Consider the following 23,282-nt stretch of genomic DNA (forward strand, 5'->3'; position numbering starts at 1 on the left):
GCTCACCTCCGCGTCGCTCAACCGCCACCCTAGCCAAGATCACCGACAAAACGGGCAGCCGGGAGAAGGCCCCCGTGACCGAGCACACCCTTGACCCAGAGCCTTGTCTATAGCAACTTTTGCACTATGCAAGGTTTGCCGGACGAAGTGACCGATCTCGAGCGGCTGACTCGCGTGCTCGTGGCCGTGGCCTGGGACAGCGCGCACGCCGCCCCGCGCGGCGTCACCTTCCCGCAGGTGCGATTGCTCGTGGTGCTCGACAGCCTGGGACGCGTGCCGTGCTCGCGGCTCGCCGAGGCGATGGGCGTCAACGCCTCGTCGGTCACGCGGCTGGCCGACAAGCTCGAAGCGCACGGGTACGTCGTGCGCGGCGAGGACGAGCATCGCCGCACGGTGGTGACGATCGAGGTCACCGCTGCCGGGCGCGAGGTCGTCGCGGGTGTCGTGGATCGACGCCACCGCGCGCTGTCCGAGCTGCTGGCAGAGGTGCCCGCCCAGCGGAGCCAGGCGGTCTCGACGGCGGTTCGCGACCTGGTCGCGGCGGCGGAATCGGCACCCGGTGTGCCCACGGCCGGGCCGGGCCGGCTGTGAAGATCCCGGCGCGGGCCGCGCACCTCGGCGACTTCGCAGTCAATCCGCGGATGCTGCTGATCACCGCGATCGCGCTGCCGGTGGGCGGCGCGGCGGCGGTGGCGGCGTTCGCACTGCTCAAGCTCATCGGCTTGATCACCAACCTGGTCTTCTACCAACGCGTCGCCACGGATCTCGTCGCGCCGGGCGCGCAGCATCACCCGTGGTGGCTCGTGCTGCTCGCACCGGTTGTCGGCGGGCTCGTGATCGGGCTGATGGCGCGCTACGGCTCGGAGAAGATCCGCGGCCACGGCATGCCGGAGGCGATCGAAGCGATCCTCACCGGCGGCAGCCGGGTGGCCCCGCGCGTCGCGGTGCTGAAGCCGGTTTCGGCGGCGGTCAGCATCGGCACCGGCGGCCCGTTCGGCGCCGAGGGGCCGATCATCATGACCGGCGGCGCGGTCGGTTCGATCCTCGCGCAGCTGCTAAAACTCTCCGCGGACGAACGCAAGACGCTGCTCGTCGCCGGTGCCGCGGGCGGGATGGCGGCGACGTTCAACGCGCCGCTCGCGTCCGTTCTGCTGGCGGTCGAACTGCTGCTCTTCGAATGGCGGCCGCGCAGCCTCGTGCCAGTGGCGGCCGCGGTGTCGGTCGCGACGGTGTGCCGCGGTTTCCTGCTCGGTACCGGACCGGTTTTCGGGGTCCCGTTCACCGGGTCCAACCCCGGCCCCGCCGCAGACGGTCTCGCGCTCATTCCCGGCCTCACCGGCGGATTGCTGGCGATCGGCGCGACCGCGCTCGTCTACTTCGCCGAAGATCTTTTCGCGCGGCTGCCTGTGCATTGGATGTGGTGGCCCGCGATCGGCGGCCTCGTGATCGGCATCGGCGGCCTGATCGAACCGCACGCCCTCGGCGTCGGCTACGACGTGATCGACACACTGCTCACCGGACACGCGACCGCGTCGCTGATCGTCGGAATTCTGGTCGTGAAGACGCTGATCTGGGCGCTGTCACTGGGATCCGGGACTTCTGGCGGCGTGCTGGCGCCAGTGTTCATGATCGGTGCCGCGCTGGGAGCCGCGGAAGGCGGTTTGCTGCCCCAGGTCGCGCCCGGATTCTGGGCGACGTGCGGGCTGGCCGCGGTGGTCGGCGGCGTGATGCGATCGCCGTTCACCGGCATTGTGTTCACTTTGGAGCTGACTCACGCGTGGAGCTATTTGCTGCCGCTCGTTGTCGCGTCGTTCTCGGCGTACGCCCTATCGGTGTTGCTGCTCAAGCGTTCTGTGCTCACGGAGAAGATCGCGCGCCGACGCCTGCACCTCACTCGCGAGTACACGACTGATCCACTGGAGACGTTCTTCGTCCATGAAGTGATGACGCACCAACCGGATGTGCAGATGTCGGCGGATGTCGTTGTATTCGCGGACGACACTCTGCGCGACGTCGCGAACGAACTGGCGCTCGGACACACGACGCAGGCGTTGGTGGTCGATCGGCATGACCCCTCGCGGGTGCTCGGCAAGGTGACGTTGGCGCAGTTGCTGCACGCGCGACGGCGAGACCTGCACGAGGAGCATCATCGGGAACGGCTGCTGGGTCCGTCGGTCAGCGCTTGAGCCGTTGTTTGTCCACTTTGCCCACTGGGGTCAGCGGCAGCTCATCCCGGAACTCCACAGTGGACGGTACGAAGTGCTCGCCGCCCAGTTCTTCGCGGACCTGGTCGCGTAGTTCGTCAGCGGTTGTGTTGTCGGCGACCACCACTGCGTGCAGAAGGGTTCCGTCCGGCCCGGCTGCTGGGACGACTGCGGCGGCTTTCACCTTGGGATGGCTGAGGAGGGCATGCTCCACTGTGGTCGAAGAGACCTTCGTGCCGTGCTCGCCGGTGACGATGACGTCGTCGATCCGGTCCTCTAGATAGAGGTAACCGTCTTCGTCGAAGCGGCCGAGGTCGCCGGTGCGCAGCCAGCCGTCGCCGATCGGCGGCTGCCCGTGGTAGCCGTCCATCATGGACAGTCCGCGGACGAGTACCTCGCCGTTCTCGGTCCGGGCTTCCATGCCGGGCACGATGCGGCCGACGGAGCCGAGAAGTTCCGGCCGGGCAAGGACTTCGTCCGCGGAGATGCTGGCGATCATCGGTGCTTCGGTGAGCCCGTAACCCTGTCCGACGACCGGGCCGAACACCTTGAGTGCCTCGGCTAGCCTCCGGGGCGGCAACGGCGCGGCTCCGAGGGAGAGCTGCTGTACGCTTGCTACGTCCGTTGTGGACATATCAGGATGGTCGAGCACTGCGTAAAGTCGAGGCGGGGTAAGAGAAAGCGTCGTGATGCGGTGACGCTCCACATCGGCCAGCAGCTTCTCTGCGGTGAACTCCCGATGCAGCACAACAGTGTTGCCGCAGCAGAGTGCACCGAGGACGGCGGCGTTGCCAGTCATATGCGTGAGCGGCGCGGTCACGAGGGCGGTTTTGGTGCCGTCCGGTTGGAAGATGTGTGCCACGCCGTCGTAGATTCCGCTGTGCCGGATCAGTTTCGGGGTTCCAGTGGTGCCGCCACTGGGAAAAATCGCCGTGACGCGATTCGGCAGTGTGTCCGGAGTGGACGGACGTGCGGTGGCGAGCGTGTCGAGTTCGGCGTCAGTCAGCAAAGTCGCCCCGGTGGCCGCCAGCGTCGCCGCCCGCGCCGGACGGCTCGCGGACGCGGCGATCAGCACGACTTCCAGCCCTCGCAACTGCGCGGCAAGCTGGGCCAGCACCACTTCCGGCCGGTTGGCGGCGTCGATCGCCACCATGCCGCGCATCTCGGCGAGGCCACTGTACAGCCGCGACAGCAGCTCGGACGCCGCCCGGTACGTCATCATGGTGTCGTCGTGGTGGAACAGCACGGTGTCGCCGCCATCGCGGAGTGCGGAAAGGACGCGGGACAGGAAAAAGCTCACGCGGCACACCGTAGTCGCGTGTTGGCCGGGAAAGGCGATCGCGGCTAGATTCGCTGTCATGACCGCTCCGCCCGCGATCGACGCGGACCCGAGAAGCTGGCGTCGCGCCCTTGCCGACCTGCAGGCCGGACTGCGTGCCCGGGAACTGTGGGCGTTGCTCGCCTGGCAGGACATCAAGCAGCGCTACCGCCGTTCGTCGCTCGGGCCGTTGTGGATCACTGTCGGGATGGCGGTGACCGCGCTCGCCCTGGGCGTGGTCAACTCGGCGTTGTTCGGCACCTCGATTTCGACGTTGCTGCCGAGCATCACCACCGGGCTCATCCTGTGGAACTTCATGAACGGCTGCATCGTTGAGGGTTCGGAAACGTTCATCGCGAACGAAGGGATGATCAAACAGCTTCCCGCGCCGGTGTCGGTGTACGCGCTGCGCACGGTGTGGCGGCAGGCGTTGTACCTGGCGCACAACCTCGTCGTGTACGTAGTGGTGCTGGCGATTTTCTTCGGGAAGCTCTCGCAGCCGTACCGCTTGGTGGACAAGGCAGGCGCGCTCCTGCACCCCGGGCTCGGCTGGGGAATGCTGCTCGCGGTGCCCGCGCTGGCGCTGGTGTTGCTGAACGGCGCGTGGGTGGTGCTGCTGTTCGGGGTGGTGTCCACGCGGTTCCGCGACATCCCGCCAGTGATCCAGAGCTTCATCACGATGCTCTTCTACGCGACGCCGATCATGTGGTCGATGGACCAGGTGCGCGCGATGAATCAGGGTTCGCACGAAGGTTTCGGTTCTGTCGCGGTGAATTTGCTGCAGCTCAACCCGGTGTACCACTTCGTCGAGCTGGTGCGCGCGCCGCTGGTCGGGCAGCAGCAGAGCTGGACGCACTGGCTGGTCGCGGGCGTGGTGACCGTGGTCGGCTGGGCGCTGGCGTTGCTGGTGCTGCGCAACTACCGAGCCCGGGTCGCCTACTGGGTCTGATGTCCACTTAGGACTCCATTCGCCTGCTGAGCACGCCTGCCCGCCGGGGTTTAGCGTGGTCCCACGACCCGCGCGCGAACGGAGGCCACATGAAGCGTCGGAAGGCATTGCTGGCTCTGGGCGTGACGGTGCTCGCGACGAGCGCGGTCGCCGCCACTCCCGCCGACCTCACCCCGCGGCAACTGGCCGGACAGCGGGTGATCTACTCCTATCCCGGCCTGACCCCGCCCGACGCTCTGCTGCAACGAATCCGCGCCGGAGAAGCCGCGGGCGTGATCTTCTTCGGCGAGAACATCTCAAGTACTCAGCAGATTACCGGCGTCGTACGACAATTACGGGACGCGAACGCGCAAAGCCCGGTACATCGTCCGTTGCTGCTGATGACCGACCAGGAAGGCGGCAAAGTCCGGCGCTTGCCCGGCGAGCCGGTCCGGTCGGAGAAGCAGGTCGCGTCGGCCGCGAACCCGTCGGCCGCAGCGCAGGCCGCTGGCACCGGTGCGGGCCAGAACCTGGCAGGGGTGGGCATGAACGTGAACCTCGCGCCAGTGTTGGATGTCTACCGCCAACCGGGCAATTTCATCGACAAGTACGGCCGTTCCTATAGCCAGGACCCCCAGGTGGCCGGGGCGCTGGGCCGGGATTTCGTGACCGCGCAGCAGTCCGCCGGAGTCGCCGCGACAGCCAAGCATTTCCCCGGCCTGGGCGCTGTCCCAGCTGGAAGCAACACCGACGTCGGCCCGGTAACGCTGAACGTGCCTTTGCCCGAGTTGCGCGCCAAGGACGAAGCTCCCTACCACCTGGTGGTCGACGCGGGGGTGAAGCTGGTGATGCTCTCGTGGGCCGTGTACCCGGCTCTGGACGCCTCCCGCCCCGCCGGACTCTCGCCGACGGCCGTGCAAGAACTCCGAAACGGCACGAAGTTCGCCGGGGTGACCGTGACGGACGCTTTGGAAGCCGGCGCACTGAAGTCCTATGGCGGGCCGGGCAACCGCGCGGTGCTTGCGGCCAAGGCGGGGATGGATTTGATCCTGGCCTCCGCTCGGGACGTGAGCCAGGGGGATGATGCCGCTTCGTCGCTGGCCGCGGGATTGTCGGACGGGACCCTGCCGAGCGGCGAGTTCAGTGCGGCGGTGGAGCGGGTGTCGGCGTTGCGGGATGGGGTGAAGTGACGGCTCTGGTCGTGAGGTTGCCGGTGCTTTGGCGAGGTGTTTGCGTTCCGCGAGCTTTGCCGGCGCGGTGAGCTTCTATCCGACGTGGGCCGAGTTGCTTGCTGCTGAGGCCCACGTGCTCTGCCTCGAGTCATTGCTGCTGGTCTCCCGTGCCGACCGGCAGGACCACGGATCCCGTCCCGGGTCCGCTTCGGTGCGCGGCAATGTTCTCAACGTTGGCCTTGGGCGTGCTTTGCCGCAGCACTGGATCCCGCTCTCGATCGGCCCCGCCGCGACCGCTCCCGGTGCACTTCGCTGAACGGGCCGCTCTCGATATGTCTCGCCGTCCAGTTCGGCGGCACAGCAGCAAGTCAGCGGTGTCCTTCCTTCGCGCTAAATGCGAACCTGGTCGTCGCGCGGCCCCGGCTGGCGACGTTATAGCCCGGACCTGCACGGCACCCGACCCGCCCTCCGCGATTATCCAGCAAACAACCCCCCGTTCCGGTGGCACCCAGCGGTGTGGACATCGCGCTGTCGGCGGGCCGAACGGGCACCCTTGCGTGCGACCCACCCACGACGGGAGGACGAATGCAAGCTTGGTGGCTCCTGGTGGCCGTCGCCGCGGTGTTCGTGGTGCTGGCCGTGGTGTTCCTGCGCCGCGCCGCCCGGCGTCGCTCTGCTGTTCCGCCGCCGAAGCCTCTGTCCGCCTCCCCGCGGGACGACTCGATGCGCCGCTGGGTCTCCCCGTCGGACGACGTGCCCCGCCGCGCCCGCCACCGACTGGACGAGGCGCACCCCCTGGCGCGCTACCCGGTCGCCCGGCAGCGTCCGATGCCGCACCCGCGACCGTCAGTGCAGGAGGATTCCGCGCGGGAACGGCGAGACTCGTAGTCCAGCGCCGCCGAAGAGTGGATGGCTGCTGAAGAAACGCTGCCAGACACCGGGTCGTCAGGGCACTGCCAGACCGTGGCGGGCAGTCGCCACGCCGAGTACGGGCCCTGCCCCGCCCCGGGATGATCCCGACTGCACCGTCATTTGCTCCGTGTTCATCCCTGTGGGCGAACGCCGAACCCCGTTTTTTGTCGGTGCCCGCTGAGATGCTTCCGGCATGGTTCCCCTGCTGCTTCTCATCGACGTCCAGAACAACATGCTTCTCCCGCCCACCCCAGTGCCCGATGCCGACCGAGTCTCCGCCGCGATCTCGTGTGTCCTGGAGCGGGCGAGAGCCGCGGGTGCCCAGGTGGTGCACATCCGGAACAACGGCACCGGCGACGACCCTGACGTGCCGGGTACCTCCGGTTGGGAACTGGTGCACGACGTCCGCCCAGGCGAGCACATAGTCGACAAACAGACACCCGACTCTTTCGCCGATACCCCGTTGGGTTCCCTGCTTCCGGAATCAGCCCCGCTGGTCGTGGCCGGAATGCAGAGCGACTTCTGTGTCCGGGCCACTTCTTTGGCCGCCCTCGAACGCGGTCATGAGGTCACGCTGGTCCAAGACGCCCACGCCACCTACGACGACGAACTCTCCGCCGCGGAGGAGAGCGCCCGGGTGGACGAGGAACTGTCCGCAGCAGGCGTGAAGCTGGTCGGAAGCGAGGAGGTGGTCTTCGCCTGATCCCTGGGTGCCCGTCGCGCCGATGGGCAACTGCCGACTCGCTGTACCTGCGCGGGCCGATCGATTTCATCGCTGAATCGCAGCGAAAACAGGTGTTGGACTGCGTGGTCGAGGCGAGCCAATACTCAGCCCATGACGTCTGCGCCTGGCGACTCTGCCGAGGATCCAGCCCGAAACGACGACCCGCACCTCGATAGTGGCGTGTCGGCGGACCGGTCCGCCGACACCGAGACTGGCCTTGTTGCCGGGGGAGACGCGGACGGTCGTCATGACGCACAGGACGGCGTTGCCCTCGGCGCGGTGAGCGAGAGCACGGTGGCCGACGCCAAGCTGACGGCGAGCACCGACGCGGCACCCGACGTCGATTCGGCAGCGAGCGTCAACCAGGCGGCCGGTGTCGACTCGGTGGCGAGCGTTGGGTCGGTGGCCAGCGTCGACCCAGCGGCTGGTGTCGAGCTGTCAGTCGGAGAGAGTCCGGCAGCCGATGCCGACTCGGTGGCGGGCGTCGAGGTGGAGAGCCTTGACTCGGCTGCCGGGCTGAACCGGCCCGCCGCTGCCGAATCGGTGGCCAGCGCGAGCGGTGCAGCCAACGTCAACTCGGCACCGAGCGGCAAGTCGGTGACGGGCGGCAAGTCGGCACTGAGCGGCAAGTCGGTGTCTGGCGGCAATTCGGAGGCGGGCGGCTATTCGGTGACCGGTGGCGATTCGGTGGCTGGCCTCAATTCGGCGGCCGATGTCGAGCCAGTGGCGAGCGTCAATCTGGCGGCCATTGCTGCCTCGGCGGCGGGAGGCAGTTCGGCCGCTGGTGCCCAGTCGGCGGCGGTCGTCAACTCGGCGGCCGGTGCCGAGTCGGTCGACGGAGCGACTCGCGATGTTGTCCGGTTGCTGCGGCGGTTTGGCGGGCGCGCGTTCGCGTTGGCGTTTGTCGCCGGGATTACCGGGCTGACGACCGTCGCGATGGTGTTGGGGTTGGTGGGGTTCGCGCTGGTGCTCGCGCCGGTGCGTGGAGTCAGGCGAGGAGGTGGGCCAGCAGGGCCCGTGCCGCCGGGTTGGTGAGGTTTGCCGAGCGGCCGGTCAGGGAGATCGTGCGGGCCAGCGTCGGCTGGGTTAGGTGGGCGAATGGCAGGCCGGACTTCGCGGCTACTTGTTCTGGGACCACGGTGACGCCCAGGCCGGCTGCGACCAGGTCGACTAGCAGCGGGACGTTCGTCGCCTCGCATACCTGGTCGCGGCGGACTCCGGCTTCGGCGAAGGCGCGGTCGACCAGGGCTTGCAGGCCGCTGCCGGTGAAATCTACGAAGGGTTCACTGTCCAGCTCTGCCAGCCGGACTCGGCGGCGGGGCGACAGGCGGTGTCCGGGGTGGGTGAGCAGGACCAGGTTTTGCTGCCAGCTGGCGAATTCGGCCAAATCCTCGGGCAGTGGACCGCCCACATAGGACAGATCCAGTTCGCCGTCGGACACCGCTGCGGTCAGTCCGGGGATCGTGCCTTCCCGGACGCGCAGCCGGATTCCTGGGTAGCGCGCGCGGAATTCGCCGAGCTTCGCGGGGAGGTCGATGACGGTCAGAGTCTGGATGGTTCCGATCGATACCCGGCCGCGCGCGAGGCCGGTCACTGCGGCTACCTCGCCGCGGGCGGAGTCGACGTTCGCGGTGATTTGGTGCGCCAGCGGGAGCAGGGCCTCGCCTGCGGGGGTGAGCGTCACCCGGCGGGTGGTGCGGTCGAACAGTTCCGCGCCTAGGTCGGCTTCCAGTTTTCGGATGGACGCACTGAGCGCGGACTGCACGACGTGCACGTCCTGGGCGGCGCGAGTGAAGTTGCGGTGCCGGACTACGGCGAGGAAATGCTCTACCTGCCTCAGTTCCATCGGCTTCGCCTCCGTCTCGCCACCGGGAGAGTGGTGTTCGCTGAACGTACCGCGCGGCTCGGATCGCGACGGCGGATCTAGACCGAGGCGGGAGTCACGGTAGCTGGGCCGATGGTGCGCCGGAGCGGGAGACGGTGGGTTCGCCGCGGGCCGCGGGTGAAGGGTTCGGCGGTGAGACGCGGAGGGGTCGGAGCGAGGTGGACGGCTCGTGGGGATACCTCGCCGGGTCTCATGGTTGGCCGGGGCGGGGCCTCCCGGTGGGCTCGCCAATCGGAGTTGGGGAAGTAGGGAGCACCGGCGGACGGCACCCAGTAGGACCCGCCGAAGCGCATGGGGCTCCCGCTGAATTCCGCGGGAGCCCCAGGGAGCCGACAGGGCCGACAAAACCGACAGGGCTGATAGAGCCGACAGGGCTGATGGGGCCGACGGTGCCGACAGGGCTGATGGTGCCGACAGAGCCGACGGTGTCGACGGAGCCGACAGAGTCTTACTGAGCCGTATACCCGCCATCCACCAGGATCTCCACCCCGGTCACGTACGAGGATTCCGCGGAAGCCAGGAACAGAATCACATCAGCGACCTCCTGCACCTCCCCGGTCCGCCCCATCGGCACGCCCTCCACCTGCTTCGCTCGCCACACCGGGTCCGTCGAGCCGCGGGAGGTGCGCATCGGCGGCAGGAGGCCGGGCGCTACCGCGTTGACCCGGATGCCGTCGCTCGCGTAGTGGACCGACGCGGTGGTCGTCATCGCTTTGATCGCGCCCTTCGACGCGGCGTATCCCAGGTGCACGCCGATCTGGCCGATCGAGGCTGAGATCGAGGTCAGGTTCACGATCGAGCCGCCGCCGCTGCCGGACATCGCGGTGGCGCCGTGCTTGATGCCCAGGAACACCCCGCGGGCGTTCACCTGCAGCAGGCGGTCGTAGAAGGCCGTACTGGTGAGATCCGGGTCGAAGGTGCCGCTGATGCCGGCGTTGTTGACCAGGACGTCCAGCTTTCCGTGCTGGTCCAGGACGGCGGCGAGGACAGCTGCCCAGGAGTCTTCGTCGGTGACGTCCAGGCGGCGGTACTCGGCCTGGCCGCCGAGTGCGCGGATCTCCTCGGCTACGGCGGTGCCGTCAGCGTCTTCGACGTCGGTGACGACGACGGTCGCGCCTTCGCGGGCGAAGGTGAGGGCGGCCGCCCGGCCCATTCCGCTCGAGGCGCCGGTGATCAGGGTGATCTTGTCGGCCAATCGCATATGGGGTGCCCTTTCGCTGGGTGGGGAGACCCCAGTCTGAGCGGGATCGTCGGCCGGTCGCCGGCGAGGGGGTGGCCCCCAAGGTCAGGCCAGCTCAGCGGAGACCACCGACGAAAGGTCGCGCAGGGCGTCCAGCAGCGAGTCGAGCGCGTCGGGGCTGACCAGGACGGTGCTGACCATGCTGCTTTCCCGGACCCCCTCGCGGACGTCGACGGACAGCTCGTGGATCAGCTTCCCGTGCTGGGTCAGCGTGGCGACCAAGCCGGGGATCTGGTCGATGCCGCCGACGAAATACGTCGCGATCCGGCGGCGGACCAGCATGGCCGGGGCGGACGTGTACGGGGCGGAGGAAAAGGTGCTCAGGGACATGGCGTTTCTCCAGGAAAGAGGGTCCGGCGGGAAGAGGGCCAGGTCCCGGAGAAAGAAAAGGCGTACGCCAGCTTGCACGCCGGCAGCCTGGTTCAGCCGGCGCGCTGGGTTACGAGTCGCTCGGACGTCATGAGGCGCAGCACGGCGACAGGCTAACACGGCGAAGCGAGAAGGCAAAAGAATCCACAATGGACAGACGGGTCAGCCGGGTTCGTTCCACGGCAGCCGCTTGCGCAGCAAAGTGGCCGCACGCAGGGCGACTTCCATTTCCAGCCGGTGTTCGGCGAGCGGTCGTCCGCACAGTTCCTCGGCCTTGCGGACGCGATAGTGGACGGTGTTCTTGTGCAGGTGCAGCCGGGCGGCGGCATGCGTGTAGCTGCCGTCGGTGTCGAGGAAGACTCGCAGCGTCTCGCGCAATTGCTCAGTGCCGGGATCGTCGGCGACGAGGTCTCCGAGCACCCGGGCGATCCAGCGGTAGACGTCGTCGGATTGTTCGGTGAGCAGTGCGGCGATCGCGACGTCGTCGAACAGCACCACGTTCTGGCTCTGGTCCTCGTTGGTCTCCGCGACGGCCCGTGCCCGGACCGCCTCGCGCAGCGAACCGCGGAATCCGGACAGTCCGTAGCCGGGCGCGCCCAGAGCCAGTCGCAGGCCGCCGCCGATGTCGGTGACGCCGGAGCGGAGGCGGTCGACCTCGATGTCGTCGCGTTCCGTGCTGACTGTCCAGCTCCACAGAGTGCGGTCGTCCGCCAGCATGGTGAGCGCCGGACCGCGCCCGCACACCTCCTGTAGCAGCCGGGCCGCGGACTGCAGTTCGCCCGCGCCCTCGGCGGGCAGCCACGCGACGGCCGCGCGGTGCCACTGCCGCATCGGGAAGGCGATCAGCTGCTGTGCGGCGTCCTCGGTCAGCGTGTCCGAATCGAGGACCAGCCGGATCTGCGCCGCCCGCGCGGCTCCGGTGCGGCTGCTCCAGCGCCGGCGTTCGGTCTCGAAGATGTCGATGAGGCCCTCGATGACCTGGTCGATGTAGCGGTTCGTGCGACGGGACAGCTCGGCCAGTACGGCGAGCGCGAGCTGGGTGTCGATGTTCGGCTGCCGCTCCAGCGCCTCGATCGCCCACTGTTCGAACCGGTGCTCGCCGAGCCGGTACGCCCGGAGCAGGGCTTCCAGCGACAGCTCGTGCTGGGCGAACCGGCGCGCGTACTCGGCCGCGGCGGGCGGGACCGTGATCCGGTCGAGCGGGATGGAATGCGACAGCATGTCGAGGATCGCGACCAGATTCGCCGACGTGCTGGCGATCATCAGCTTCCGGACGGTCTCGTCATGCCGGAACTCCGGGATCATCTCGACGAACCAGTCGGTGAGCTCGGTGGTGCGGGCGGCGAGGTCGGCGTCGATGGCGTGCGCGATCTCGGCCACGACGGCGTCGACGGCGTCGGACATGGCGGTCAGGGTAACCACCGGACCGCCCCGGCGACAGGCGAGCGGCGTCGTTCACCCCCTCGGTGCAGGCGGTTGTGACCCCGGCACAACGACCGGCGCAGCCTTCGGTTCTGCGGCCTATGGCTTGGGTCACTGCCCGTCCTTACCGTCATTTCCCACCTGAGCCGCCCTGGGAAAGGACTTCGACGATGCACCTCGCGGCGCTGCCTGAAGAACGAGCCCGGCGGAACCCGAACCTGCCCTGTCTCGCTGACGAACACGGCGAACTCGGCAACGCCGGATTCGCGGTGCGGGTGCGCAGCGCGGCTGCCGCGTTGCGGGCTCGAGGGGTCGGCGCGGGCGACGTTGTCGCGGTGCTGCTGCCGAATCGGGTCGAGTTCGCGGTGGTGCTGTTCGCGGCCTGGCGGCTCGGTGCTGCCGTCACGCCAGTGAATCCGGAGTTGACCGACGGCGAGGCGTCGTTCCAGATCGCAGACGCGCAAGCGAAAGTCGTGGTGGGACAAGGGGATTCGGACCTGGTTACGGTGCGGCTCGAGGAACTGGCGACGGCCGCGCCGGACGAGGGGCCGGTGGTCGACGACGAGCAGGCTGTCGCGTTGCTCATTTACACCAGCGGCACGACGGGACAGCCGAAGGGCGTCGTGCTCGACCACGCCAACGTGCGAGCGATGACCGAAATGATCGTCGACGCGCTCGAACTCGGCCCAGCGGACCACAGTTTGCTGATCTTGCCGCTGTTTCACGTCAACGGAATCGTGGTCAGCGTGCTCGCACCCCTGCTCGCCGACGGCCGTTCGACCATCACCGCGAGATTCCGCGCCGACGACTTCTTCGACACCATCGAACGGGTCCGTCCGACGTATTTCTCAGCCGTGCCAGCGATTTACGCGCGGCTGGCGGGTCTCCCGGACACCGTGCGGCCGGACACTTCGTCGCTGCGGCTGGTGGTTTGCGGTGCCGCGCCGATGCCCGCCGAGCTGATCCAGCGGGTCGAGCAACGGTTCGGGGTGGTGGTCGTCGAGGGCTACGGACTGTCCGAGGGAAGCTGCGCGTCGACGCTGAATCCGCTGGCCGGGCCGCGTAAACCGGGCACTGTCGGGCGTCCGCTGCCCGGTCAGGAAGTCGCGCTGATGGATCCGCGAGGCAGGCTGACCGACGGTCCCGGCGAGGTCGTGGTCCGCGGCCCGAACGTGATGCGCGGCTATCTCAACCGGCCCGAGGCCACCGCCGCGACGATCGTCGACGGCTGGCTGCACACCGGCGACGTCGGGCGGTTCGACGAGGACGGTTACCTCGTCCTGGTCGACCGCATCAAGGACATGATCATCCGGGGCGGGGAAAACCTCTACCCCAAGGAGATCGAGAACGCACTGCACGCACATCCGGCGGTGCTGGAAGCCGCGGTGGTCGGCGCGCCGCATCCGGTGCTCGGCGAGCTGCCGGTCGCGACCGTGACGCTGTACCCGGCGGCGGTCGTGAGCGAGGCCGAGCTGCTTGAGCATTGCCGCGCCCGGCTGACGCGGGTGAAGGTGCCGGTGCGGATCGACATCGTGCCCGCGCTGCCGCGGAATCCAGTCGGCAAGATCGACAAACCGGCGCTGCGCCGCAAACTCGCCGCCGCGAGCTGATTCCGCTCTCAAGAGAACAATCCGTGCCCGCATCAGCGGGTCCGGTCGATGCTGCCCGGAGAAAGGCGGAGAACAATGGGGTTCAAGACAGGGGACTTTCCCCCGGTCGATCCGGAAACCTTCCTGCGGAAGCCACTGCTGCAACGAACCAAAGCGCTCGCGCTGCACTGGGTCCAGTTCGGATTCGGCTCGCCCAAAATGATTCCGGCTACGTACGTGGTGAAGCTGCTTTTCCTTTACGTGCTGGCCGGGGTGGCGCTGGTGACCGCGACGTCCGGCGTCGGCCCGTTCTGGGACGTCGCCGCGTGGTGGCGCGAACCGGTCGTTTACCAAAAGCTTGTGCTGTGGACGGTATTGCTGGAAGCGGTCGGCGTCGCCGGTTCGTGGGGGCCGATCGCGGGGAAGTTCAAGCCGATGACCGGCGGGATCCTGTTCTGGGCGCGTCCTGGAACGATCCGGCTGCGACCGTGGAAGCGGGTGCCGTTCACCAAAGGCGACCGGCGAAACGGCTTCGATGTGCTGCTGTACCTGGCTTTCCTCGCCACGCTGCTGACTGCGATCGTGCTGCCGGGCGTCCCGGACGCCGCGTTGTCGGCCGCGCTGCCGGGCAACACCTCGGGCCTGGTGCGTCCGGCCTTGCTGATCGCACCAATTGTGCTGTACGTGCTGAATGGCTTGCGGGACAAGACTGTGTTCCTTGCCGCGCGCGGCGAGCAGTATCTTCCTGCGCTGGTGTTCTTCGCGTTCTTGCCGTTCGTGAACATGATCATCGCAGCGAAGCTGTTGATCTGCCTGGTCTGGATCGGCGCGGGCGTCTCGAAGTTCGGCAAGCACTTCACGAATGTGGTGCCGCCGATGGTGTCCAACAGTCCGTGTGTGCCGTTCAAATGGCTGAAGCGAGCGCATTACCGCGATTTCCCGAACGACGTCCGGCCATCGAAGCTCGCGACGTTCATGGCGCATGTCGGCGGGACGACCGTGGAGATCATTACGCCACTGGTGTTGCTGTTCTCCACCAATCACTGGGTCACGCTCGCGGGCGTCGCGCTGATGGTGGTGTTCCATCTGTTCATCACGTCGACATTCCCGCTGGCCGTGCCGCTGGAGTGGAACATTCTCTTCGGCTACCTCGCGATCTTCCTGTTCCTCGGCTTCCCCGCGAGCGCCGGATACGGCGTCGGCGACATGACGCCGGGCTGGCTCGCCGCCGTGATCGCGGCCGCGTTGCTGTTCTTCCCGGTTCTCGGCAACCTGCGGCCGGATCTGGTGTCATTCCTGCCGTCGATGCGGCAGTACGCGGGCAACTGGGCGTCGGCGTTGTGGGCGTTCGCGCCGGGCGCCGAGGCGAAGCTGAACACGTTGCCGCACCGGCCGACGAAGAACCAGGTCGACCAGTTGCAGGCGATGGGCTACCCGGCCGAAATCGCCGAGATCACCATGCAGCAGACGATCGCTTGGCGGTCGATGCACAGCCAGGGCCGCGGGCTGTTCTCCGTGCTCGCGAAGAACCTGCCGGATCTCGACGCGCGGACGGTGCGCGAGGCCGAATTCGGCTGCAACTCGATCCTCGGGTTCAACTTCGGCGACGGGCACCTGCACGGCCTCGACTTCGTCAACGCGGTGCAGAAACGGGTCGGATTCGCGCCTGGCGAGTGGATCGTGGTGTGGGTGGAGTCGCAGGCCATCCACTCGAAGGTGCAGCATTACCAGGTGATTGACGCGGCCTTGGGCGTGATCGAGCGCGGCCACTGGACGGTCGCCGACGCCGTCAACGAACAGCCGTGGCTGCCGAACGGCCCGATTCCGCTCACCGTCACCTGGACCGCGCACCAGGCCAAGACCGGCAGCGTGCTGGCATGACTACGGCGGTGGTGGTCGGCAGCGGACCCAACGGGCTCGCCGCGGCAGCGGTGCTGGCAAAGGCCGGGGTCGACGTGACAGTGCTGGAGGCCGCCGACGAAATCGGCGGCGGCACCCGCACTTACGAGGCGATCGTTCCCGGCCTGCTGCACGACCACTGCTCCGCGACGCATCCGATGGCGGTCGGCTCGCCGGTGCTGACCGACCTCGGGCTCGACCGGTACGGCCTGCGCTGGCGGCTGCCGGAGATCGACTGCGTGCACCCGCTCGACGACGGCACCGCCGGGGTCCTGCGGCGCTCGGTCTCCGCCACCGCCGCCGGGCTCGGTCCGGACGGACGCCGCTGGTCAGCGCTGTTCTCGTCGCCCGCGCAGAACTACGACGCGCTGAGCGAGGACATCCTCGGCCCGTTGCTGCGAGTGCCGAGACATCCGTTGCTGCTGGGCCGGTTCGGGCTGCCGACGGTCGCTCCGGCGACCGTGCTGGCCCGGTATTTCCGTACCGAACAGGCTCGTGCGCTGTGGCTTGGCGTTGCGGCGCATGCGTTCCGGCCGCTGGACCGGCCGCTGTCGTCGGCGATCGGGCTCGGCATTCTCACCGCTGGCCACCGGCACGGCTGGGCGGTCGCCGAAGGCGGGTCGCGGGCGATCAGCGACGCCTTGGCCGCGCTGGTAGCCGACTTCAGCGGGAAGATCGAGACCGGTGTGCGGGTGCAGTCGGTTTCGCAGTTGCCTCGGGCGGACGTGGTGGTGTGGGACGTCGGGCCTCGCGCACTGGCCTCGGTGCTCGGCGACCGGTTGCCGCCGCGGATCCGGCGGGCGTACGAGCGGTTCCGCTACGGTCCCGGTGCGTTCAAGGTGGACTTCGCGGTGCAGGACGGAATTCCGTGGCGGTCACCGGAAGCGCGTTCGGCCGGGACTGTCCACTTGGGAGGAGCGGCGGCGGAAGTCGCTTCCGGTGAGCGTGCAGTACACAATGGACGGATGCCGGAGCGGCCGTTTGTGTTGCTGGGTCAACAATACCTGGCCGACCCGTCGCGTTCGGTCGGCGATGTGCATCCGGTGTGGGCGTACGCGCATGTGCCGCATGGCTACACCGGCGACGCCACCGAGGCGATCACCGCACAGATCGAACGGTTCGCGCCGGGGTTCCGGGAACGGGTCATCGGCTCGGTGAGCACGTCGTCGGCGGAATTCGCTGCCGGGAACCCGAATTTCGTCGGCGGAAACATCCTCACTGGAGCGAAAGACGTGCGACAGCTGGTGTTCGGCCCGCGGGCGACCTTGCAGCCGTACGACGTGGGCGTGCCGGGGCACTTCGTGTGTTCCGCGGCCACGCCGCCGGGACCGGGAGCGCACGGGATGTGCGGCAGTCACGCGGCGGCGCGGGCGTTGCGGTACCTGCGGCGGTAAGCGCTACCGGATCAGGACGCCCGGGTTCAGCACTCCGGCCGGGTCGAGGGCGTCCTTCGCCGCGGACAGGGCGGCGGCGAACGGGTCCGGGCGCTGCCGGTCATACCACGGACGGTGGTCGCGGCCGACCGAGTGATGGTGGGTGATCGTGCCGCCGTTGGCCAGGATCGCTTTGGACACAGCGGTTTTCAGCTCGTCCCACTGCGCGACGGTGCTGCCCCAGCGGCCGGTCGCGTAAATGCCGTAGTACGGCGCGGGGCCGTCCGGGTAGACGTGGGTGAACCGGCAGGTCACGACACCCGCGCCGCAGATCTCGGCGATCGCCGCGTTCGCGGCCGTCGTGACGGCCTCGTGCAGCGACTCGAACGCGTCCCAGGTGCAGGCGGTTTCGAAGGTCTCCACCACCATCGACCGGCGGGCGAGCGCGTCGCGCTGGTACGGCATCCGCAGGAAGGCCGATCGCCACGCCGAACCGGATTCGCCGCGGCGGGCGGTGACGGTGCCGCCGTGATCGGCGGTGAGTTCGAGGGCGCGGTCCAGCCAGGCGTCCACCGGATGGTCTGCGGATTCGAACGCGAGCAGCAGCAAACCGTCGGCCTGGACGCCGGTGTTGAGGAACGCTTCCGCGGCGTCGAGGAGGCGGCAGTTCGCTGGGTACAGGCCGGACTGGGCGATCGCCCTGGTCGCTCGTACTGCATCGGCGTACCTGGTGAAGCTCACCGACGCTTTCGCCTGCCAGCGCGGCCGTTCCTGCAGCCGCATCCAGGCTTCGGTGATCACGCCCAGTGTGCCTTCCGAGCCGAGGAACAGCCGATCCGGCGACGGTCCGGCCCCCGAACCGGGCAGCCGGCGCGACTCGCTGACACCGGCCGGAGTCACGACGCGCAGGGACTCGGTCAGGTCGTCGATGTGCGTGGCCAGCGTCGCGAAGTGGCCGCCAGCGCGGGTCGCCAGCCAGCCGCCGAGCGTGGAGTGCGTGAACGACTGGGGATAGTGCCGCAGCGTCAGGCCGTGCGGGCGGAGCTGGTCCTCCAGCGCGGGTCCGTACACCCCGGCTTGGACGCGCGCGGTGCGGCTCGTCTGGTCGATCTCCACGACCTGGTCGAGGCGGCCGAGGTCCAGCGACACCGCGGGCGCTGGGAAACGCGGTTCGATGCCGCCGACGACGGAACTGCCGCCGCCGTAGGGGATTACCGGCGTGCCGCTGGTGGAACACCAATCCAGGAGATCGAGCACGTCCTGCTCGGACTCCGGGCGAGCGACGACATCCGGCACCGCTTCGACCCGCCCCTCCAGGTTCCGGACGACGTCTCGGAACGCTTTGCCGCGCGCGTGCGACAGCCGGTCGGTCCGGTCGGTCGAGCACAGCCGGGCCAGCGCGGCGGGCGGGCGGAGCCGGGACGGCGGCACCGGCAGGTCGTCCGGCGAGGGAGGAGCGTGGTCGGTGAAGTCGTGGGCGGGAAGGAAGGCGGACGTGCGCGCGACCAGCGCTTCCGACTCTTCGGCGGTCAGCGCTTCCTCGATGTCGCCCCAACCCCACCAGGACCGTGTCATCCGACTGCTCCCTTCCGAATTGACCCAAGAGTAACTTACTCTAGGGTAATAGGCACTGAGGAGGAAAGATGAGCGTGCTGACCGCTGCCGCGCCGTTCGTGGTGAACCGGGTGCTCCCTCGCTTCGACCAGCGGATCGAGGAGTCCGCGAAGCCGTTCGACCGGCCCGGCCTGCTGCGGCCGCATCCGGATTCGCGGACTTGGGCGTGGACGCATTACGGCATCTTCGTGCCGGAGCTGCCCGCGCCGCATCGCTACCTCAACACGATGACGCTGATCGGCAGCACTGGCGCGGTCTGTTTCGACAACGACTACCTCGCTACCTCCGATGCGCGCCGCACTACGACTGTCCTGTCGTCCACTGCCGCGCCCGGGCATCATCACTATCAGGCTTACGATTCGCACACCGAATGCCGCTTCGCGGAGGACGGTTCGCGGTTGGAGTGGGATTCGGATCTTGCTATCGAGGCGGCGCATCCGTCGTATCAGGTGCATGCGCGTTATGCCGGGTTCTCGGCGGACCTGACTATCACTGCCACGCCTCAGGTGTCTTGGTTCGTGCGGAATCCGGCGTATGACCACTTGAGTCTTCTTGCGACCTTTACCGGGATGATTACTGACGACACTGGCGAGACGGAGATCGGCGGGCTCTGCACTGTTGAGTACGCGCGATCTGTTTCGCCGCAAGCCCTTCGGCGTACGCCGTTGCCTCAGCGGTTCAAGCTGCCGATTGACTTCTTTACCTATCAGATCATCAATCTCGATGATCGGACGCAGTTGTTGCTGACCGATGTCCGGGCGGCTGGGGCTACGGCTTGCCGACTTGCCTATGTGCGCACGCTGGACGGCGATGCTGCGGTGTTTCGGGAGGTCCAGTTCGAGGTGGACTATCGGGACGAGCCGGAGGTCGATCCGCAGGGGCGGGAGATGCGGGCACCGGAGCGGTTTCGGTGGACGGTTCGGGACGGGGCAGCGGAGGTCGTGGCGGTGGAGGCCGTTGTGGACAGTCCATTGCGGTATGGGCATGGGCGCGGTTATGTCGGCGCGTATACGTATTCCGGCGCGTTTCGGCGGCGGGCGGTGTCGGGGAGCGGGTACTTCGAGTGGGTGGATTGCGAAAGTTAGCCGCGCAGGGAGGCGAGGATTCTCGCGCAGCGTTGGGTGGTGACTTCGGCGGGTTCTTCCGGGTGCTCCAGCCACCAGTTGACGGTGGCGGCTACTGCGCCGTACCAGATCCGGGCGAACAGGGAGGCGTCTGCTGGGTCGGCGAAACCGGCTGTGGACAAGGCTTCTTGGGTGCCTTCCGCGCCTAATGCGGACAGTTTGCGGCGGTAGGAGCGGGCGGCTTCGTCCACCGCGGAGTTCGGGGGGAGGGTGGGGTCCCAGAGGACTGCCCAGTCCGGGCGGCGGGGTTCCAGGGTGCGGAAGATCGCTTCCAGGGTGCCTAGGGCTCGGGTGAGGCCGGTGCCGGTTTGGGCTTCGGTGACGGCGTCGACCAGCGGGGCCGCGCCTCGGTGCAGGCAGGCCAGGTAGAGGCCGTCTTTGGAGTCGAAGTAGCCGTAGACGAGCGGTTTGGAAATTTCCGCCCGGCGGGCGATGGCGGCTACTGAGGCGTGGGCGTAGCCCTGGGTGCCGAACTCCTGGACGGCGGCGTCGAGGATCAGCCGCTCCCGTTCGGGGCGCGGCATTCCCTTGCTGCCTGCCGAATTTGCCACGAGGTCAGCATAGCTGATGCTGTTCGCGGGTGCTTTTGTCCATTGTGGACCCTGAATGCGGGGCGGGGTTGGTAGGCTGGCTGCTTCGGGTTTCCGAGGCAGGGGAGTGTCGTTGTGTCTACTCATCATCTGGTTACTGACGGTGCGGACATCGTCTATGACGTGCACAACCGGCCGCTCGGGGAGGGCTCTCGGCCGTTGGTGATGATCGGGCAACCGATGGATGCCAGTGGGTTCGGGACGCTTGCCGGGTTGTTTCCGGAGCGGGCGGTGGTTACTTATGATCCGCGGGGGCTTGGGCGGAGTACTCGGTCTGATGGGGAGACGGAGAATCGGCCCGAGGTTCAGGCCGGGGACGTGCATGCGGTGATTTCGGCTCTTGGGGTGGGGGCTGTTGATCTGTTCGCCAGTAGCGGTGGGGCGGTTACTGCGGTGGCGTTGGTGGCTCGGTATCCGGGGGATGTGGAGACGTTGGTGGCGCATGAGCCGCCGGTTATCGCGGTGTTGCCGGATGTTGAGGCGGCTGCTCGGGCTTGTGACGGGGTGACTGAGCGGTATTTGGCTCGGGGGTGGGGGTATGGGATGGCTGCGTTTATCGCTATGACTAGCTGGGTTGGGGAGTTTACTGAGGAGTTCTTCGCGCAGCCCGAGGTTGAGCCTGGGCAGTTCGGGTTGCCTGTTGAGGATGACGGGAAGCGGGATGATCCGTTGTTGTCTTCGCGGTCTCGGCCGGTTATTGATTATGTGCCGGATGTTGCTGCGTTGAAGGCTGCCGGGAGTCGGGTTGTGTTGGCGGTGGGGGAGGAGACTGGGGATACGTTTACTGGGCGGACCGTGCGGGCTCTTGCCGCGCGGACGGGGGTGGGGGTGACTGTGTTTCCTAGTCACCATGGTGGGTTTCTTGGCGGGGAGGGTGGGTATGCGGGGAAACCGGAGGAGTTTGCTGTTCGGTTGAGGGAGGTTTTGGGGTGACTTCTCGTCGCCTGGCGGCGACATCGCTTGGTGGTTGCGTGGGGCACCCCGAAGCTTGAGTGTGCTGACGGTCTGGGGGTGCTTGTCAAGGCGGGAAAGATGCCTTGACAAGCACCCCCAGACCGCAGGGACGCTTCGTATCGGGGTGCGGGGGAGGGGCTGGGTGCCTCGATAGCGGGTGCACGGGTGCCGGTTGGTTGGTGGGACGGGCTGGGTGCCTCGATCGTTGGGTGCACCGGTGCGGTTTGTTGGTGGCGGGGGCTAGCGCCCCAATGTGGCGTTGGGTGCATGTGACGCACCGAATGCCACATTGGGTGCGCGGGACGCACCCAATGCCGCATCGGGGCGCGTCCTGGCGGGTGCTGGGTGGGGCGTGAGGGGAACTCTGAGGGAATCTGAGTACGTGAGGGTTCCCTCACGGAACGCGCGGCCGAGGGGTGAGGTGCGCGGATAGCCAAGACCTCTGCCTGCGACGACAAGGCGATCAGGCTCCTGGCAAGCACACTGGGGCGCTGCGGGGCAACGGGAGCCTCGCGCGGATCGGGAGGCCTGGAATGGCACAGCAGTCGACACCGGAGGCCGTCGGAGGGCAGCTTCGCGCTAATGCGTTGGGGACTGGCGGGATCGCGTTTCTCGTGTTGGCGGCTGTCGCGCCGTTGACGGGGATGGTCGTGATCGCGGGGCTGGGGATCGCGCTGGGCAACGGTGGCGGGATGCCCGCGTCGTTCCTGATCGCTGGGGTTGTGCTGTTGTTGTTCGGCATCGGGTACGCGCGGATGAGCCGGTACGTCTCCAATGCCGGTGGATTTTACGCCTATCTTGTCGCGGCGTTGGGACGTCCGGCTGGGCTTTCCGGGGCGTTTGTCGCGTTGGCTGGGTACAACTGCTTCGTGGCTGGGGCCGTCGGGACTTCTGGGGCGTTGACCGGGGGTGTCGTCAACCGGGTCTTTCATCTTGACTTGCCGTGGGAGTTTTGGGCTGGGTTGTCGGTGGCGGCGGTGTTTCTGCTGAGCCGTCGCGGGGTTGACGTTTCGGCGAAGGTGCTTGCCGTGTCGTTGATTCTTGAGGTCAGCATTCTGGTCGTGTTCGACGTTGTGGTGCTTGTGAAGTCTGGGTACTCGTTCAGCGCGTTGTCGCCCGCGGTCGTGACGTCGGGGTCGATCGGGCTGGGGTTGTTGTTCGCTGCCACGTGTTTTATCGGGTTTGAGGCGACAGCGCTGTTCAGCGAGGAAGCGCGAGACCCGAACAAGTCGGTGCCTCGGGCTACTTACATCGCGGTGATTGCGATCGGAGTATTCGCGGCGGTGACGTCGCTGGCGTTGGTGAGCGCGATCGGGGTGGAGAACGCGAAATCTGTGGCGCAGGACCATCTTGCGGCTGGTGACCTGTTGCTCGCCACCTCGCAGGATGTTCTCGGGACCGTGCTCACTGATGTCATGCAGTTGCTGCTGGTGGTCAGCCTTTTCGCCGCGTTGCTGGCGCTGCACAACTCGGCCAGCCGGTACATCTACGCGCTTGCTCGCGACGGTGTGTTGCCGAAGGCTTTGGGGCGCACGGTTTCTGGTACGCCGCGCAACGCCAGTGCGGCGCAGATCGGGTTCGCTACTCTGGTCGCGGCGATCTTCGCGGTGCTGGGGCTCGACCCGGTCGCGTTCTTGACGTCGTCGATGACTGGGTTCGGGACGTTGGCGATCCTCGTGCTGCAGGCGATGGCGTCGATCGCGGTGGTGGTGTTCTTCCGGCAGCGGCGCGATCCGCATTGGTGGAGCACGTTTATCGCGCCGGGGCTGGGCGGGGCCGGGTTGATCGGCGTGATTGTGCTGGCCGTGCTGAATTTTCCGACTATGGCAGGGTCGGACGCGGCGTGGATCGGACTGTTGCCGTGGTTGTTGCCGATTCTGATTGTCGCCGGGTTGGTGATGTCCGTTTACCTGCGACGGAGGCGGCCGGAGACGTACGCGGCGCTCGGGCCGGACGTGCGTTGAG

At 67.6% G+C, this 23,282-nt stretch carries 20 protein-coding genes; 13 read left to right on the plus strand and 7 right to left on the minus strand.

Annotated elements, in window-relative coordinates; all coding sequences use genetic code 11:
* Positions 1-147: 147 nt before the first annotated feature.
* Both AB5I40_RS34800 and AB5I40_RS34805 read left to right on the plus strand, forming a co-directional pair.
* On the plus strand, positions 148-591 hold the full coding sequence (locus AB5I40_RS34800; protein WP_370934412.1) for a MarR family winged helix-turn-helix transcriptional regulator: 444 nt from the start codon (positions 148-150) through the stop codon (positions 589-591).
* On the plus strand, positions 588-2,186 hold the full coding sequence (locus AB5I40_RS34805) for a chloride channel protein (RefSeq protein ID WP_370934413.1): 1,599 nt from the start codon (positions 588-590) through the stop codon (positions 2,184-2,186). The genes AB5I40_RS34800 and AB5I40_RS34805 overlap by 4 nt, the downstream gene beginning before the upstream one ends.
* Here the strand turns inward: AB5I40_RS34805 and AB5I40_RS34810 are convergent.
* Entirely contained in the window at positions 2,176-3,504 is a 1,329-nt protein-coding gene (locus AB5I40_RS34810) for a class I adenylate-forming enzyme family protein (RefSeq protein WP_370934414.1), read from the minus strand. The genes AB5I40_RS34805 and AB5I40_RS34810 overlap by 11 nt on opposite strands.
* A 58-nt stretch (positions 3,505-3,562) precedes the next feature.
* Here AB5I40_RS34810 and AB5I40_RS34815 point away from each other — a divergent pair, with 58 nt between their 5' ends.
* The 5 genes from AB5I40_RS34815 (at position 3,563) to AB5I40_RS34835 (ending at position 8,293) form a co-directional block, all read left to right on the plus strand.
* Positions 3,563-4,471, plus strand: coding sequence for an ABC transporter permease (locus AB5I40_RS34815; RefSeq protein WP_370934415.1), 909 nt, complete (start codon positions 3,563-3,565; stop codon positions 4,469-4,471).
* An 89-nt stretch (positions 4,472-4,560) separates the two neighbouring features.
* Complete coding sequence (locus AB5I40_RS34820) at positions 4,561-5,640, plus strand: glycoside hydrolase family 3 N-terminal domain-containing protein (RefSeq protein WP_370934416.1); 1,080 nt, start codon at positions 4,561-4,563, stop codon at positions 5,638-5,640.
* Positions 5,641-6,207: 567 nt separating this feature from the next.
* Entirely contained in the window at positions 6,208-6,510 is a 303-nt protein-coding gene (locus tag AB5I40_RS34825; protein WP_370934417.1) for a hypothetical protein, read from the plus strand.
* A 217-nt stretch (positions 6,511-6,727) separates the two neighbouring features.
* The gene (locus tag AB5I40_RS34830; protein WP_370934418.1) at positions 6,728-7,237 is read left to right on the plus strand and encodes an isochorismatase family protein; all 510 of its coding nucleotides are present in this window, start codon (positions 6,728-6,730) and stop codon (positions 7,235-7,237) included.
* A gap of 300 nt (positions 7,238-7,537) precedes the next feature.
* A complete protein-coding gene (locus AB5I40_RS34835; RefSeq protein ID WP_370934419.1) occupies positions 7,538-8,293 on the plus strand; it encodes a hypothetical protein in 756 nt (251 codons plus the stop codon).
* Here AB5I40_RS34835 and AB5I40_RS34840 read toward each other — a convergent pair.
* The 4 genes from AB5I40_RS34840 to AB5I40_RS34855 all read right to left on the minus strand — a co-directional run bounded on the left by AB5I40_RS34840 (position 8,247) and on the right by AB5I40_RS34855 (position 12,156).
* Positions 8,247-9,104: a LysR family transcriptional regulator gene (locus AB5I40_RS34840; protein WP_370934420.1), complete on the minus strand. Its 858-nt coding sequence runs from the start codon at positions 9,102-9,104 to the stop codon at positions 8,247-8,249. The two genes, AB5I40_RS34835 and AB5I40_RS34840, sit on opposite strands and share 47 nt — an antisense overlap.
* Before the next feature lie 487 nt (positions 9,105-9,591).
* A complete protein-coding gene (locus AB5I40_RS34845) occupies positions 9,592-10,344 on the minus strand; it encodes an SDR family NAD(P)-dependent oxidoreductase (RefSeq protein ID WP_370934421.1) in 753 nt (250 codons plus the stop codon).
* A gap of 84 nt (positions 10,345-10,428) precedes the next feature.
* Complete coding sequence (locus tag AB5I40_RS34850; RefSeq protein WP_344271141.1) at positions 10,429-10,713, minus strand: hypothetical protein; 285 nt, start codon at positions 10,711-10,713, stop codon at positions 10,429-10,431.
* A gap of 201 nt (positions 10,714-10,914) precedes the next feature.
* A complete protein-coding gene (locus tag AB5I40_RS34855; RefSeq protein ID WP_370934422.1) occupies positions 10,915-12,156 on the minus strand; it encodes a PucR family transcriptional regulator in 1,242 nt (413 codons plus the stop codon).
* Positions 12,157-12,344: 188 nt separating this feature from the next.
* Here AB5I40_RS34855 and AB5I40_RS34860 point away from each other — a divergent pair, with 188 nt between their 5' ends.
* From AB5I40_RS34860 to AB5I40_RS34870, 3 genes are all read left to right on the plus strand, one after another.
* On the plus strand, positions 12,345-13,784 hold the full coding sequence (locus AB5I40_RS34860) for a class I adenylate-forming enzyme family protein (protein WP_370934423.1): 1,440 nt from the start codon (positions 12,345-12,347) through the stop codon (positions 13,782-13,784).
* Between the two features lie 75 nt (positions 13,785-13,859).
* Complete coding sequence (locus AB5I40_RS34865) at positions 13,860-15,644, plus strand: DUF3556 domain-containing protein (protein ID WP_370934424.1); 1,785 nt, start codon at positions 13,860-13,862, stop codon at positions 15,642-15,644.
* Positions 15,641-17,056, plus strand: a complete 1,416-nt coding sequence (locus AB5I40_RS34870) for a phytoene desaturase family protein (protein ID WP_370934425.1) — start codon at positions 15,641-15,643, stop codon at positions 17,054-17,056. Before AB5I40_RS34865 ends, AB5I40_RS34870 begins: the two co-directional genes overlap by 4 nt.
* 3 nt (positions 17,057-17,059) lie before the next feature.
* On the opposite strand, the gene AB5I40_RS34875 is transcribed toward AB5I40_RS34870, so the two are convergent.
* Complete coding sequence (locus AB5I40_RS34875) at positions 17,060-18,610, minus strand: FAD-binding oxidoreductase (RefSeq protein ID WP_370934426.1); 1,551 nt, start codon at positions 18,608-18,610, stop codon at positions 17,060-17,062.
* Between the two features lie 68 nt (positions 18,611-18,678).
* Between AB5I40_RS34875 and AB5I40_RS34880 the strand changes: the two genes are divergently transcribed.
* Entirely contained in the window at positions 18,679-19,734 is a 1,056-nt protein-coding gene (locus AB5I40_RS34880; protein ID WP_370934427.1) for a DUF6670 family protein, read from the plus strand.
* On the opposite strand, the gene AB5I40_RS34885 is transcribed toward AB5I40_RS34880, so the two are convergent.
* Entirely contained in the window at positions 19,731-20,324 is a 594-nt protein-coding gene (locus AB5I40_RS34885) for a TetR/AcrR family transcriptional regulator (protein WP_370934428.1), read from the minus strand. The genes AB5I40_RS34880 and AB5I40_RS34885 overlap by 4 nt on opposite strands.
* Positions 20,325-20,543: 219 nt before the next feature.
* Here AB5I40_RS34885 and AB5I40_RS34890 point away from each other — a divergent pair, with 219 nt between their 5' ends.
* Both AB5I40_RS34890 and AB5I40_RS34895 read left to right on the plus strand, forming a co-directional pair.
* Positions 20,544-21,296, plus strand: a complete 753-nt coding sequence (locus tag AB5I40_RS34890) for an alpha/beta fold hydrolase (protein WP_370940679.1) — start codon at positions 20,544-20,546, stop codon at positions 21,294-21,296.
* 554 nt (positions 21,297-21,850) lie between these two features.
* Positions 21,851-23,281 (plus strand): APC family permease, encoded by a 1,431-nt coding sequence (locus tag AB5I40_RS34895; protein ID WP_370934429.1) that lies wholly within the window; start codon positions 21,851-21,853, stop codon positions 23,279-23,281.
* Position 23,282 lies beyond the last annotated feature (1 nt).

Origin of the sequence: Amycolatopsis sp. cg13 (assembly GCF_041346965.1) — a bacterium.
In the GTDB taxonomy this organism is placed as follows: Bacteria; Actinomycetota; Actinomycetes; order Mycobacteriales; family Pseudonocardiaceae; genus Amycolatopsis.

Bases quoted from the DNA above. Each gene is read 5' to 3' on its own strand.
- AB5I40_RS34815 (WP_370934415.1), top strand. From the start codon at position 3,563: ATGACCGCTCCGCCCGCGATCGACGCGGACCCGAGAAGCTGGCGTCGC.
- AB5I40_RS34880 (WP_370934427.1), top strand. From the start codon at position 18,679: ATGAGCGTGCTGACCGCTGCCGCGCCGTTCGTGGTGAACCGGGTGCTC.
- AB5I40_RS34890 (WP_370940679.1), top strand. From the start codon at position 20,544: ATGGATGCCAGTGGGTTCGGGACGCTTGCCGGGTTGTTTCCGGAGCGG.
- AB5I40_RS34855 (WP_370934422.1), bottom strand. From the start codon at position 12,156: ATGTCCGACGCCGTCGACGCCGTCGTGGCCGAGATCGCGCACGCCATC.
- AB5I40_RS34845 (WP_370934421.1), bottom strand. From the start codon at position 10,344: ATGCGATTGGCCGACAAGATCACCCTGATCACCGGCGCCTCGAGCGGA.
- AB5I40_RS34870 (WP_370934425.1), top strand. From the start codon at position 15,641: ATGACTACGGCGGTGGTGGTCGGCAGCGGACCCAACGGGCTCGCCGCG.
- AB5I40_RS34820 (WP_370934416.1), top strand. From the start codon at position 4,561: ATGAAGCGTCGGAAGGCATTGCTGGCTCTGGGCGTGACGGTGCTCGCG.
- AB5I40_RS34860 (WP_370934423.1), top strand. From the start codon at position 12,345: ATGCACCTCGCGGCGCTGCCTGAAGAACGAGCCCGGCGGAACCCGAAC.
- AB5I40_RS34825 (WP_370934417.1), top strand. From the start codon at position 6,208: ATGCAAGCTTGGTGGCTCCTGGTGGCCGTCGCCGCGGTGTTCGTGGTG.
- AB5I40_RS34895 (WP_370934429.1), top strand. From the start codon at position 21,851: ATGGCACAGCAGTCGACACCGGAGGCCGTCGGAGGGCAGCTTCGCGCT.
- AB5I40_RS34865 (WP_370934424.1), top strand. From the start codon at position 13,860: ATGGGGTTCAAGACAGGGGACTTTCCCCCGGTCGATCCGGAAACCTTC.
- AB5I40_RS34830 (WP_370934418.1), top strand. From the start codon at position 6,728: ATGGTTCCCCTGCTGCTTCTCATCGACGTCCAGAACAACATGCTTCTC.
- AB5I40_RS34875 (WP_370934426.1), bottom strand. From the start codon at position 18,610: ATGACACGGTCCTGGTGGGGTTGGGGCGACATCGAGGAAGCGCTGACC.
- AB5I40_RS34850 (WP_344271141.1), bottom strand. From the start codon at position 10,713: ATGTCCCTGAGCACCTTTTCCTCCGCCCCGTACACGTCCGCCCCGGCC.
- AB5I40_RS34840 (WP_370934420.1), bottom strand. From the start codon at position 9,104: ATGGAACTGAGGCAGGTAGAGCATTTCCTCGCCGTAGTCCGGCACCGC.